The organism is Pseudomonas sp. H1_D05 (assembly GCF_054682705.1).
In genome coordinates this window covers 2,359,845-2,372,751 of sequence record NZ_CP162825.1, presented here as the reverse complement: position 1 = coordinate 2,372,751, position 12,907 = coordinate 2,359,845, and the positions used below count along the sequence as shown (strand labels likewise).

11 protein-coding genes are annotated in these 12,907 nt (G+C 60.8%); 10 read left to right on the top strand and 1 reads right to left on the bottom strand.

Annotated elements, in window-relative coordinates; all coding sequences use genetic code 11:
* Positions 1-195: 195 nt before the first annotated feature.
* The 4 genes from AB4O11_RS10770 (at position 196) to trxC (ending at position 7,353) form a co-directional block, all read left to right on the top strand.
* Positions 196-1,938: a potassium/proton antiporter gene (locus AB4O11_RS10770; protein ID WP_007909521.1), complete on the top strand. Its 1,743-nt coding sequence runs from the start codon at positions 196-198 to the stop codon at positions 1,936-1,938.
* Between the two features lie 34 nt (positions 1,939-1,972).
* Positions 1,973-5,326 carry a mechanosensitive channel MscK gene (gene mscK / locus AB4O11_RS10765; protein ID WP_460130623.1) on the top strand — a complete coding sequence of 1,118 codons (3,354 nt, stop codon included), beginning with the start codon at positions 1,973-1,975 and terminating at the stop codon, positions 5,324-5,326.
* A 48-nt stretch (positions 5,327-5,374) separates the two neighbouring features.
* A complete protein-coding gene (gene selO, locus AB4O11_RS10760; protein ID WP_460130621.1) occupies positions 5,375-6,838 on the top strand; it encodes a protein adenylyltransferase SelO in 1,464 nt (487 codons plus the stop codon).
* An 80-nt stretch (positions 6,839-6,918) separates the two neighbouring features.
* A complete protein-coding gene (gene trxC, locus AB4O11_RS10755) occupies positions 6,919-7,353 on the top strand; it encodes a thioredoxin TrxC (protein ID WP_099757797.1) in 435 nt (144 codons plus the stop codon).
* A 129-nt stretch (positions 7,354-7,482) separates the two neighbouring features.
* On the opposite strand, the gene AB4O11_RS10750 is transcribed toward trxC, so the two are convergent.
* Complete coding sequence (locus AB4O11_RS10750) at positions 7,483-8,253, bottom strand: ParA family protein (RefSeq protein WP_034152927.1); 771 nt, start codon at positions 8,251-8,253, stop codon at positions 7,483-7,485.
* Positions 8,254-8,609: 356 nt separating this feature from the next.
* On the opposite strand from AB4O11_RS10750, the gene AB4O11_RS10745 reads away from it, so the two are divergent.
* Genes AB4O11_RS10745 through AB4O11_RS10720 form a run of 6 tightly spaced genes read left to right on the top strand, consistent with a single transcriptional unit; the run spans position 8,610 to position 12,843 of the window.
* A complete protein-coding gene (locus AB4O11_RS10745; RefSeq protein ID WP_093430106.1) occupies positions 8,610-9,335 on the top strand; it encodes a beta-ketoacyl synthase chain length factor in 726 nt (241 codons plus the stop codon).
* Entirely contained in the window at positions 9,311-10,120 is an 810-nt protein-coding gene (locus tag AB4O11_RS10740) for a lysophospholipid acyltransferase family protein (RefSeq protein WP_460130620.1), read from the top strand. Before AB4O11_RS10745 ends, AB4O11_RS10740 begins: the two co-directional genes overlap by 25 nt.
* Complete coding sequence (locus AB4O11_RS10735; RefSeq protein WP_320335946.1) at positions 10,101-10,361, top strand: phosphopantetheine-binding protein; 261 nt, start codon at positions 10,101-10,103, stop codon at positions 10,359-10,361. The genes AB4O11_RS10740 and AB4O11_RS10735 overlap by 20 nt, the downstream gene beginning before the upstream one ends.
* A gap of 9 nt (positions 10,362-10,370) precedes the next feature.
* The gene (locus AB4O11_RS10730) at positions 10,371-10,625 is read left to right on the top strand and encodes an acyl carrier protein (protein WP_064388843.1); all 255 of its coding nucleotides are present in this window, start codon (positions 10,371-10,373) and stop codon (positions 10,623-10,625) included.
* On the top strand, positions 10,622-11,167 hold the full coding sequence (locus AB4O11_RS10725; RefSeq protein ID WP_093430103.1) for a COG4648 family protein: 546 nt from the start codon (positions 10,622-10,624) through the stop codon (positions 11,165-11,167). Before AB4O11_RS10730 ends, AB4O11_RS10725 begins: the two co-directional genes overlap by 4 nt.
* Entirely contained in the window at positions 11,164-12,843 is a 1,680-nt protein-coding gene (locus tag AB4O11_RS10720; protein WP_460130618.1) for an AMP-binding protein, read from the top strand. The genes AB4O11_RS10725 and AB4O11_RS10720 overlap by 4 nt, the downstream gene beginning before the upstream one ends.
* The last annotated feature ends 64 nt before the right edge of the window (positions 12,844-12,907 follow it).

Sequence of the window (12,907 nt, the reverse complement as noted above, 5' to 3'; positions counted from 1 at the left end):
CAAACACCGCGATCAGTCCCCTCTCCCTCCGGGAGAGGGCTAGGGTGAGGGCAGCAATCGCCAGCCGAACCAAAACCTCGAATCCCCCAGCGTAAAAACCTTTTTGACAGCATCACATTTCAACAGGTTAGAATCGCTGGCACGCAGACTGCATGGTCAGTTTGTGCCCGTTTTTACGCTTCTGGAGTACTGCCTTTGAATGCGACGACCATCAACAGCCTGTTCTTGATCGGCGCGTTGCTGGTAGGCGCAAGCATTCTCGTCAGCTCGCTTTCTTCCCGTCTCGGCATCCCGATTCTGGTCATCATCCTCGCTGTCGGCATGGCCGCCGGGGTCGATGGCGGCGGGATCATCTTCGATAACTACCCGACGGCCTATCTGGTCGGCAACCTCGCCCTGGCGGTGATCCTCCTCGACGGCGGTTTGCGCACGCGGGTGTCGAGTTTCCGCGTGGCGTTATGGCCGGCGTTGTCGCTGGCCACGGTCGGGGTGTTGATCACTACCGGGCTGACCGGCATGGCCGCTGCCTGGCTGTTCGATCTCAATCTGATTCAAGGCTTGTTGATCGGTGCCATCGTTGGCTCAACCGACGCCGCAGCGGTGTTCTCGCTGCTCGGCGGCAAAGGCCTGAACGAGCGGGTGACCGCCAGTCTGGAAATCGAATCCGGCAGCAACGACCCGATGGCGGTGTTTCTCACCGTGACTCTGATCGACATGCTCGCCAGCGGCCAGACCGGTTTGCACTGGAGCCTGCTGACCCACCTGATCCGCGAGTTCGGCATCGGTGGCGTGATCGGCCTGGGCGGTGGCTGGTTGATGCTGCAACTGGTCAATCGAATCAACCTCGCTGCCGGTCTGTATCCGATTCTGGTGATCGCTGGCGGTCTGGTGGTATTCGCCCTGACCAACGCCCTGCATGGCAGCGGCTTCCTTGCCGTTTACCTGTGCGGTCTGGTGATCGGCAACCGTCCGGTGCGCAGCCGTCACGGCATTCTGCACATGCTCGACGGCATGGCTTGGCTGGCGCAGATCGGCATGTTCCTGGTGCTGGGGCTGCTGGTGACGCCGCACGATTTGCTGCCGATCGCCCTGCCCGCCCTGGGTCTGGCGCTATGGATGATTCTGTTTGCGCGGCCGCTGTCGGTGATGGTCGGCCTGCTGCCGTTCAAGGCGTTCCATGGCCGCGAGAAAGCCTTTATTTCCTGGGTTGGCCTGCGCGGCGCGGTGCCGATCATTCTCGCGGTGTTCCCGCTGATGGCCGGGCTGCCGAATGCGCAGCTGTACTTCAACCTCGCCTTCTTCATCGTGCTGGTGTCGCTGCTGGTGCAGGGCACGAGCCTGCCGTGGGTCGCCAAGCTATTGAAGGTGACCGTGCCGCCAGAGCCGGCGCCGATTTCTCGCGCAGCGCTGGAAGTCCACGTCACCAGCGAGTGGGAGCTGTTCGTGTACAAGCTGGGTGCGGAGAAATGGTGCATCGGTTCGCCCCTGCGTGAGCTGAAAATGCCCGAAGGTACGCGCATCGCGGCACTGTTTCGTGGCCAGCAACTGCTCCATCCGTCGGGTAGTACGGTGCTGGAAGTCGATGATTTACTGTGCGTTATCGGCCATGAACACAACCTCGGCGCCCTCGGAAAACTGTTCAGCCAGGCGCCGCAACGCGGCCTCGATCTGCGTTTCTTCGGCGATTTTGTACTCGAAGGAGACGCCCAGCTTAAAGCGGTTGCAGCGCTGTATGGCCTGCCGGCCGAGGGCATCGATCCGGACATGACCCTGGGCGCGTTCATTGCCCACAAGGTCGGTGGTGCACCGATCGTTGGCGACCAGGTGGAGTGGAACAACACTCACTGGACGGTTGCGGTCATGGACGGGAACAAGATCGGCAAAGTGGGCGTCAGATTCCCCGAAGGAAGTCGCCCGGGCCCCGGGCTCTTCCTCTAAACTGCGTCCACTCTCACTTGCTTGACCGGTCTCTATGCCTACCCTGCGCTCCTTTTTCGCCGCGGCCCTGCTGGGCCTGAGTCTTACTGTCGGCCCGCTGTACGCCGCCGAACCACCGTCCAGCGACGCCGTGCAGGCCAGCCTCGACAAACTCGCCGACAGCAAACTGCCGGATGCCGATAAAAAGAGCCTGCAGACCGTCCTGCAGAACACGCTCAATCAGCTGAACAACCAGCGTGATTACGAACAGAAGCTGATCGATCTCAAGCAGCAGCTGGCCACCGCGCCCAAGCAAACGATTGAAAACACCCGCGAACTGACACGCCTCAAGGCTACGGCCGTGGTGCCGGTGGCACAGCGTTTTCCCAAAGAGTCGATCCAACAACTGGAGCAGATCCTCACCGATCGCTCGACTCAGCAAAGTGACCTGCAAAAAGCCCTCGCCGACGCTAACAGCCTGATCATCACCGCGCAGACGCGTCCCGAACGCGCGCAAGCGGAGATATCCGCCAGCCAGACGCGCATCCAGCAGATCAACAACATCCTCAAATCCGGCAAGGACGCGGGTAAAACCGTCACCGCCGAGCAGCGCGACCAGTTGAACGCGGAACTGGCGGCGCTGAATGCGCTGATCCCGCTGCGCCGTCAGGAGCTGGCCGGCAACAGCCAGTTGCAGGATCTGGGCAATGCCCAGCATGACTTGCTATCGGAGAAGTCCGACCGCCTCGACCGCGAGATTCAGGAACTGCAAACCCTGATCAACCAGAAACGTCTGGCGCAGTCGCAGGAAACCGTTACCCAACAGTCGATCGAAGCGCAGAAGGCCGGGAGCAGCAGTCTGCTGGCCATCGAAAGCACGGCGAACCTCAAGCTCTCCGACTACCTGCTCAAAAGCACTGACCGCCTCAACGAAGTCACCCAGCAGAATCTGCAGACCAAACAACAGCTCGACAGCCTGACCCAAAGCGATTCAGCGCTGGACGAGCAGATCAGCGTGCTCAAGGGCAGCCTGCTGCTGTCGAAGATTCTCTATAAGCAGAAACAAGCCCTGCCGCGCCTCAAGGTCGACCGCGATCTGGCCGATCAGATCGCCGACATTCGCTTGTGGCAATTCGACGTCAGCCAGCAGCGTGAGCAACTGAGTAATCCCGTCGCCTATGTCGACAACCTACTATCCACGCAGCCGCCGGAGCAGGTCACGCCGCAATTGCGCAAAAACCTGCTGGACCTGGCCAACACCCGCGCCGATCTGCTGGAGCGGTTGAACCGCGAACTGAGCGCCATGCTCAACGAGTCGATCACCCTGCAGCTCAACCAGAAACAACTGCTGAGCACCGCACAGAGCCTGCGCGCAACGCTGGATGAGCAGATGTTCTGGATCCCCAGCAACAAGCCCTTGGACCTGGAATGGATGCGCGCGGTGCCGGAACGCCTGAAACGTCAGGTCGACACCCTGCCGTGGGCCTCCAGCCTGAGTGAGCTGACAGACGGTCTGATCCAGCGACCGTTGCTGTTCCTGCCACTGGCGCTGTTGATCGGTGCTCTGCTATGGCGGCGCAAGAATCTGTACGCGCGGCTGAACAAGGTTCACCAGGACATCGGTCACTTCAAGCGTGACAGCCAGTGGCACACGCCGCAGGCGATTCTGATCAATATTCTGCTGGCGATGCCGGTCGCGTTGGGCCTGGCCTTGTGTGGTCTGGCGTTGCAGATCGACGCTCGCGGGCAGAACGCCAACATGGGCGCGGCGCTGCTGCAAATGGGCCAGGCATGGCTGGTGTTCTACACCGCTTATCGGATTCTGGCGCCGGGTGGCGTGGCGGAACTGCATTTCCGCTGGGAGAAGCCGCAGGTCGAATTCCTCCAGGGCTGGATCCGTCGTCTGGGTCTGGTGGTCATGGCGCTGGTGACTATTGTCGCCGTGGCCGAACTGCAACCGGCAGCACTGGCAGACGACGTGCTCGGCATGCCGGTGGTGCTGACCTGCTATGCCCTGATGGCCTGGCTGCTCAGTCGCTTGCTGATCAGCAGCCCGGCCCACGAGAACACTTCGCTGTTCCGCAAAGCCGTCGGCGTGATGTTCACCCTGCTGCCGATCGCGTTGTTCGTGGCGGTGTGCTTCGGCTACTACTACACCGCGCTGAAGCTCAGCGACCGGTTGATCAACACCCTGTACCTGCTGATGTTCTGGCTGGTGATCGAAGCCACCTTCGTGCGCGGTCTGAGCGTTGCCGCACGACGTCTGGCCTACCAGCGTGCCCTGGCCAAACGTCAGGCGGCGAAAGAAGCCGGCGATGGCGAAGCGGTGATCGAAGAGCCGACGCTGGACATCGAAAAGGTCAACGAACAATCCCTGCGCCTGATCCGTCTGGCCCTGCTCGGCGGTTTCATCGCCGCGCTGTACTGGGTCTGGTCGGACCTGATTTCGGTGTTCTCGTACCTCGACAACATCACCCTCTACGAGTACACCAGCGGCACCGGCGCCAACATGAGCATGGTGCCAATCAGCATCGGCGACATGCTTGGTGCACTGATCATCATCGGCATCACTTTCGCCCTCGCGCGCAACTTGCCCGGCCTGCTGGAAGTGTTTGTGCTGTCCAAGCTCAATCTGGCCCAGGGCAGTGCCTACGCGACCACGACGCTGCTGTCGTATGTGATCGCCGGTGTCGGTTTCGTCTCGACCCTGTCGACCCTCGGCGTCAGCTGGGACAAGTTGCAATGGCTGGTGGCGGCGCTGTCGGTCGGCCTCGGTTTCGGTATGCAGGAGATTTTTGCGAACTTCATCTCCGGCATCATGATTCTGTTCGAACGCCCAGTGCGGATCGGTGACACCATCACCATCGGCAACCTGTCGGGCACGGTGAGCAAGATCCGCATCCGCGCCACGACCATCACCGACTTCGACCGCAAGGACATCATTGTCCCGAACAAGACGTTCATCACCGGACAACTGATCAACTGGTCGCTGACCGACACCATCACCCGCGTGACGCTGAAACTTGGCGTCGACTACGGCTCCGATCTGGATCTGGTCAAAGAGCTGCTGCTCAAGGCTGCCCGCGAAAACCCGCGTGTACTCAAAGAGCCTGAGCCGCACGTGTACTTCCTCAACTTCGGCGAAAGCACCCTCGACCACGAGTTGCGCATGCACGTACGCGACCTCGGTGACCGCAACCCGGTGCTTGATGAGGTCAACCGCTTCATCAACCGCGAGTTCAAGAAGCAGCACATCAACATCTCGTTCCGCCAGATGGAGGTGTACCTGAAGAACCTTCAGGGCCAGGAATACAAGATGGTGCCGATCGAGCCGGAAACGAAAACCATCGTGCCGGTCGCCGACGATCAGAAACCGCTGCAAGAGCCACCGCCGGCCAAACTCGACTAACCGGTCTATTCCCAGCAGAATGCTCGGACATTCTGCTGGAGCCGGCCCTTGAAAGCCCTCGACGAACTGACCTTCGACAATCGCTTCGCCCGCCTGGGCGACGCGTTCTCCGCCCACGTGCTGCCCGAGCCGATCGATAATCCGCGTCTGGTCGTCGCCAGCCCGGCGGCGCTGGCCTTGCTGGATCTCGACCCGGCGACCGCCGAAACCAACGAATTTGCCGAACTGTTTGGTGGCCACAAGCTGTGGGCCGATGCCGAACCACGGGCGATGGTTTACTCCGGGCATCAGTTCGGTGGCTACACGCCGCAACTGGGTGACGGTCGGGGCTTGCTGCTCGGCGAGGTCTACAACACTGCCGGCGAGCATTGGGACTTGCACCTCAAGGGCGCCGGGCAGACGCCGTTTTCGCGCATGGGTGATGGCCGTGCGGTGCTGCGTTCGTCGATCCGCGAATTCCTTGCTTCCGAGGCGTTGTACGCGTTGAACATTCCTTCATCGCGCGCGGCTTGCGTGATCGGCTCCGACACCCCGGTATGGCGCGAAAAGCAGGAACGCGCAGCGATGGTGCTGCGTCTGGCGCCGAGCCATATCCGCTTCGGCCACTTCGAATACTTCTATTACACCAAGCGCCCCGAGCAGCAGAAGCAGCTTGGCGAACACGTTCTGGCGATGCATTTCCCTGAGTGCCTGGAACAGCCGGAACCATATCTGGCGATGTTCCGCGAGATCGTCGAGCGCAACGCCGAACTGATCGCCAAGTGGCAGGCCTATGGCTTCTGCCACGGCGTGATGAACACCGACAACATGTCGATCCTCGGCATCACCTTCGACTTCGGCCCGTTCGCTTTTCTCGACGATTTCGACGCCAACTTCATCTGCAATCACTCGGATGATCAAGGGCGCTACTCGTTCAGCAATCAGGTGCCGGTTGGCCAGTGGAACCTCAGCGCGCTGGCGCAGGCACTGACGCCGTTCATCAGCGTCGAAGCCCTGCGCGAAACCCTCGGCCTGTACTTGCCGCTGTTTCAGGCGCATTACCTCGACCTGATGCGCCGCCGTTTAGGCTTCACCACAGCTGAAGATGACGACCAAACACTGCTGGAAAATCTGCTGCAACTGATGCAGAACAGCGGCGTTGATTACACGCTGTTTTTCCGCCGACTCGGTGAAGAGTCCGCCGTAGAAGCCATTGCCCGTTTGCGCGACGATTTCGTCGACATCAAGGGTTTTGATGCCTGGGGTGAACGCTACGTCGCCCGGGTTGCCCGCGATGGCGATGCTGATCAAACGCAGCGCCAAGCGCGGATGCATGCGGTCAATCCGCTATACATCCTGCGCAACTATCTGGCGCAAAAAGCCATTGATGCGGCAGAGCAAGGGGATTACTCGGAGGTACGCCGGTTGCATGCGGTGCTGAGCAAACCGTTTGAGGAGCAGCCGGGGATGGAGGCTTATGCCGAGCGGCCACCGGAGTGGGGCAAGCATTTGGAGATCAGTTGTTCTTCCTGAGTGCCAGCGCCTCATCTTGATAAACAGTTCGTACGGCTCCAGATAAGTCGTACGAAACGCTGAACGCCAACGAGCCGAATATGACTGACCCACTCCTCATCCCCTGCCCCTCCTGCAACGGCCTCAACCGCATCCCTGCCGAGCGCCTTGCGGATCAACCCAAGTGCGGACGCTGCAAATCCGCCGTGCTGCTGAACAAACCCTTCGAACTCAAGCAAGGCGATTACGCCAGCCAGATCAAGGGTGATCTGCCGTTGCTGGTGGATGTCTGGGCGCAATGGTGTGGGCCGTGCAAGTCGTTTGCGCCGGTGTTCGAGCAGGCGGCGGCGCAGCTGGCCGGCAAGTGCCGCTTGGCCAAGCTTGATAGCGAGGCCAATCAACAGTTGTCGGCGCAGTTGGGGATTCGCTCGATTCCGAGTCTGATTCTGTTCAAGAACGGCCGGGAAGTGGCGCGGCAGAGTGGTGCGTTGCCGTTGCCGCAGTTGATGGCGTGGCTGCGTAGCCAAGGGATCTGACACACCCACCCCCCCTGTGGGAGCGAGCTTGCTCGCGAAAGCGGTGGATCAGTTAACGAAGATGTCTACTGAACTGACGCATTCGCGAGCAAGCTCGCTCCCACAGGTGTTCATGGATAGCTCAAGGGATCAGTGATCTTCGAGCAAGTTGTGCAGTTCGACGAATTGCTGGGTCAGCTTGTGCCGGGGATCGAGGTGGATCAGCGGCATGCTGGCCTGATGCGATTCGCGCATGCGCACCGAACTGGTCAGGTACACCGGCAGCACCGGTAGACCTTCGGCAATCAGCTCATCGAGGATCTGCTGTGGCAGGCTCGCCCGGGCCTGGAACTGGTTGACCACAATGCCTTCGACTTCCAGGCCTTCGTTGTGGTCGTCCTTCAACTCCTCGATCTCCGCGATCAGCCCGTACAGCGCCTGACGGGAAAAGCTGTCGCAATCGAAAGGGATCAGCACGCGATCGGCAGCAATCAACGCCGATACTGCATAAAAATTCAGCGCCGGCGGCGTATCAAGGTAAATCCGGTCGTAATCCTCGGACAGCTCATCGAGCAACTTCCGTAGCTTGTTGATCTTGTGTTTGGCCTCAAGCTTGGGCTGCAGGTCGGCCAGCTCCGCCGTGGCGGTGATGATGTGGAGGTTGTCGAACGGGGTTTCGTAGATGTCCGCCTGATTCTTCTTCGAGAACGGCCCGGAAGACAGGGTCTGCTTGAAGAAGTCGGCAATACCCATCGGAATGTCGTCGCCGGTGAGCCCGGTCAGATACTGAGTGGAGTTGGCCTGGGCATCGAGATCGACCAACAGCGTGCGATAACCCTCACTGGCGCTGACCGCCGCCAGATTGCAGGCAATGCTGGACTTGCCTACCCCACCTTTCTGATTGAACACCACGCGCCGCATGACAAAACCTCCGTGTATCAAAGAATGACCGAGTGTAGATGCGCGTGACCTCGCTTCGCTACCTTCATGAACATGGACTACAGAGTCAGGTGCAAATATCCGCGGACAGATAGCGCAATTACCGCCATTGATCGCCGCGATCCCCGACAGACAAGCCGCTGACAATCTGGATAATGGCCAAGTGACAGTTTTCTTGCGAACCACTCGGTACATTTCGTTGCGCAAAATGTAACCAGCATTTGCTACACACTCGTCGCACCGGGATAATGCGCGCCACCCGGCGCCAAGCGCCACGTCAAGCCTGCTGCGGTTTTGGCGACCAAACGCGTCAACAAAAGCCCGCAGGGGCGGGATGAATGTCCGTGATCAACTTCAACATCGCCCAATGGCGCGCGTGGGCCCCTGGCCTCGACAGCGTGGACGCCTGGCAGGCCTGGAGCCGACAACCGGTCGTACTCCAGCGCAGTGATGCCGCGCCCGATGTGTCGTTTTTGCCGGCCATGCAGCGCCGCCGCCTCAGTCGTCTGGCACGCATGGCGTTCAGCGTTGGCTGGCCCCTGGCCGACGGGCGGGACAGCCTGCCGCTGGTGTTCGTCTCGCGCCACGGTGAAACCCCACGGACTTACGACATCCTCAGTGATCTGGCGACCGAACAGCCGCTGTCGCCGACCCAGTTCAGCCTGTCCGTGCACAACGCGATCATCGGTCTGTGGTCGATCATGCGTGGCGAAACCAGTGAAATGACTGCCCTCGCCGCAGCCGGCGACGGACTTGAGCACGGCATGCTCGAAGCAGCGGCGCTGCTCAATGAAGGCGCCCCGGCGGTGTTGCTGGTGATCACCGAAGAACAACCACCCGAAGCCTATTCAGCGTGGATCGACGATGTACCGTTTCCCTACGCGCTCGGTCTTTTGCTCACCCCCGGTACCGACTGGCGGCTGACCCTGAACAGCGTCACAGAAACACGGTCAAAAGCGCACTGGCCCCACGCGCTCAATCTGTTGCAAAACCTGCTCGGCCAGCAAACCCATTGCCAACATGCCTGGAAAAATCGTGTATGGACCTGGCAACGCAACCCGTGACCGAAAAAAACCGCGATGCCTATTACTGGCGCCTGCTGGCCACCGCCGCAAGCTTTACCCTGTTCGGGCTAGGCGGGCTGTGCCTGCGTTTGCTGGTGTTTCCGCTATTGGCTTGCCTGCCCGGTGACGCCGTTGTGCATCGCCAACGCGCGCGGCAGACCGTCAGCCGGCTGTTCTGGTTTTTCGTCCGGTTCATGGCCCGCACCGGTGTGCTGACCTATGACATTCAGGGCGCCGAGCGTCTCGGTCGACCCGGGCAGATGATCATCGCCAACCACCCGTCGCTGATCGACGTGGTGTTCCTCATCGGTCTGGTGCGCCAGGCCAATTGCGTGGTGAAGAAAAGCCTGTGGGAAAACCCCTTCACCCGTGGCCCGTTGCGCCGCACCGAATACATCAGTAATGACGGCAGCATGGACATGCTCGATGCCGCCGCCCAATCCCTGCAAAACGGCCAGACCCTGATCATCTTTCCCGAAGGCACGCGCACCCAGCCGGGCCAGGCGCCGGCCTTTCATCGGGGCGCTGCGGCGATTGCCCTGCGCGGTGCGAAAATCCTTACGCCAGTGATTATCAAGGTCAGCCCGACCACATTGACCAAAGCCGAACCGTGGTACCGGATCCCCAGCCGCCGTGTGCACTTCAGTTTTCGCGTCGGGGCCGATATAGACCCACAAGCCTTCGCCGCGCAAGGCCCTGCACCGCAAGCCTCGCGCAAGCTCAACGATTATTTGCACACCTACTTCATTAAGGAGCTCGCCGAAGATGAGCGATCTGAATCGTGACATCAAACTGCTGATCATCGACGCCCTCGGCCTCGAAGACATCAGCGTCGACGACATCGAAGACGAGCAAACACTGTTCGGCGAAGGCCTGGGCCTGGATTCCGTCGACGCGCTGGAACTGGGTCTGGCCATCCAGAAAAAATACGGCATCAAGATCGATGCTGACGCCAAAGACACCCGTAACCATTTCACCAACGTGGCGAGCCTTGCGGCGTTCGTCACGGCAAAACAGGCAGCTTGAGACCGGACCATGCAAACTCGTGACGATATTTTCAACACCCTGCGCGATGCCTTGGTCGAGCTGTTCGAACTGGATCCGGCCCGTGTGAGCCTGGACTCCAACCTGTATCAGGATCTGGAAATCGACAGCATCGACGCGGTCGATCTGATCGATCACATCAAACGCCAGACCGGCAAGAAAATCGCCGCCGAAGAATTCAAATCGGTGCGCACCGTCGGCGACGTGGTCGAGGCGGTCTACCGTCTGGTTCAACCGGCCGCATGAGCCGATTGATCGGCCTGGGCCTGCTGCTGGCCGGTCTGCTGTACCCCTTTGCGGTGTATTTCGGCATGGAGCATTTTGCCCCGTGGCAGTTCGGTCTGCTGCTGGGCAGCCTGTGGCTGGCGCGGGCACTGACCGGCGAGCGCAAACCCGGCAGCCTGTGGATGGCCTGTGTGGCGATCGCCTTTTGCCTGCTGCTGGCGCTGTTCGACAGTCCGCTGTTGCTGCGTTGGTACCCGGTGCTGATCAGCGGCTTCATGCTGGTGCTGTTCAGCCTGAGCCTGAAATACGGCCCGCCGATGGTCGAGCGCCTGGCGCGCTTGCGTGAGCCAGAGCTGCCGGACATCGCGATCCGCTATACACGCAAGGTCACCGTGGCCTGGAGCGTGTTTTTCTTCTGCAACGGTTTATGCGCCGCCCTGCTGACCCTGTGGGCGCCGCTGAATTGGTGGATGTTGTACACCGGCCTGATCTCCTATGGATTGATCGGCCTGATGTTTGCCATTGAATGGCTGATACGACAACGGGTAAGAGGCCGTACATGAACTGGATAAAACTTGAGCAGTTGTTGCTCAAGCCTGTGCCGGCGCGGGCCATCAGCCACGCACCGGCCCTCGAACATGCGCAACTGTGCGAGCAGGCGCTGAGCGTTGCCGCCGGTCTGCAAGCGCAAGGCGTGAAACGTCTGGCTGTGCACCTGGAAGATGCTGCCGAACTGGCCATCGCCTTGCTGGGTGCATGGCGTGCAGGCGTGAGTGTTCTGCTGCCCTCGGACCTGCAAGCGCAAACCCGCCAGCGCTGGTCGGCTGAGGTCGATCTGTGGCTGACGGATCAAGCCGATGACGCGCAACTGAGCGACGTTCAGCAGCCGCCGCTAGCCGGCGCCGCACTGGACCTCGACCAGTGCCGTCTGAGCCTGTGCACGTCCGGCTCCAGCGGCGAGCCCAAGCGCATCGACAAAACCCTGCGCCAACTGGCCAACGAGGTCGAAGCACTGGAACAGTTGTGGGGCGCGAATCTCGGTGAGGCCTGCATCATCGGCAGCGTCGCCACCCAGCATATTTACGGTTTGCTGTTTCGCGTGCTGTGGCCGCTGTGTGCCGGGCGCCCGTTTGTGCGCAAGCAACTGGCGTTCCCCGAAGACTTGCAGCGTGCCAGCCGCGAACATCCAGCCTTTGCGTGGGTGGCCAGCCCGGCGTTACTCAAACGCATGGGCGACAACCTCGACTGGCCGGCCCTGAGCGCCGTGCGCCGGGTGTTTTCCTCCGGCGGTGCGTTGCCGTTCGACGCTGCGCAAAGTCTGCAGCAACGCTTGCAGCAATGGCCGACGGAAATCCTCGGCAGCTCGGAAACCGGCGGCATTGCCTGGCGTCAGGGCGAACATCTGTGGCAACCGTTTGCCGGTGTCCAACTGAGCCAGGACAGCGACGGCGCCCTGCTGATCGCCTCACCTTACTTGCCTGCCGGACACGTCGAGCAGACCGCTGACGCCGCGCGCATCGGCATCGATGGCCGCTTCGAACTGCTCGGACGGCTGGACCGGATCGTCAAACTGGAAGAAAAACGCATCTCGCTGCCCATGCTTGAGCAAGCCTTGGTTGTCCACGACTGGGTCGCCGAAGCGCGCTTGGGCGTGGTCCAGGAAAATCGCGCCTCTCTCGGTGCTCTACTGGTGCTCAGCGAGGCCGGCCTGTTTGCCTTGCGTGAGCACGGTCGCCGCAGCCTGACCGAAACCCTGCGCCAGCATTTGCGCCAACACTGTGAAGCCCTGGCGCTGCCACGACGCTGGCGACTGGTGCGGCAATTACCGTTGAACAGCCAAGGCAAGCTGCCTCAGGCCGATATCGAAGCGCTGCTGATGGCGCCGCGAGCGAAAGCGCCCGAAGTGCTGGAACAAGTCGAGACCACTGGCGAGTGGAGCCTGCAACTGAGCGTGCCACCGGACCTGGCCTATTTCAGCGGCCACTTCCCCAAAGCCCCGGTATTGCCTGGCGTGGTGCAGGTGGAATGGGCACTGAACCTCGGTCGCCAACTGCTCAATCTGACCGGTCCGTTTGCCGGGATGGAAGTGCTGAAGTTCCAGCAATTGGTGCGGCCTGGGGATGAAATTCAGCTGCACCTGCGCTTTGATCCGGAGCGCGGCAAATTGTATTTCGCTTATCGCAATGACACGGCGACCTGTTCCAGTGGGCGGATTCTTTTGGGTGTAGAGCATGGTTGACCTTGGTGAGTGCTGCGCACTCAATCGCGAGCAGGCTCACTCCTACAGGGATCGCGGTCTTCCA

Bases quoted from the DNA above. Each gene is read 5' to 3' on its own strand.
- mscK (WP_460130623.1), top strand. From the start codon at position 1,973: ATGCCTACCCTGCGCTCCTTTTTCGCCGCGGCCCTGCTGGGCCTGAGT.
- trxC (WP_099757797.1), top strand. From the start codon at position 6,919: ATGACTGACCCACTCCTCATCCCCTGCCCCTCCTGCAACGGCCTCAAC.
- AB4O11_RS10750 (WP_034152927.1), bottom strand. From the start codon at position 8,253: ATGCGGCGCGTGGTGTTCAATCAGAAAGGTGGGGTAGGCAAGTCCAGC.
- AB4O11_RS10745 (WP_093430106.1), top strand. From the start codon at position 8,610: ATGTCCGTGATCAACTTCAACATCGCCCAATGGCGCGCGTGGGCCCCT.
- AB4O11_RS10740 (WP_460130620.1), top strand. From the start codon at position 9,311: ATGGACCTGGCAACGCAACCCGTGACCGAAAAAAACCGCGATGCCTAT.
- AB4O11_RS10735 (WP_320335946.1), top strand. From the start codon at position 10,101: ATGAGCGATCTGAATCGTGACATCAAACTGCTGATCATCGACGCCCTC.
- AB4O11_RS10730 (WP_064388843.1), top strand. From the start codon at position 10,371: ATGCAAACTCGTGACGATATTTTCAACACCCTGCGCGATGCCTTGGTC.
- AB4O11_RS10725 (WP_093430103.1), top strand. From the start codon at position 10,622: ATGAGCCGATTGATCGGCCTGGGCCTGCTGCTGGCCGGTCTGCTGTAC.
- AB4O11_RS10720 (WP_460130618.1), top strand. From the start codon at position 11,164: ATGAACTGGATAAAACTTGAGCAGTTGTTGCTCAAGCCTGTGCCGGCG.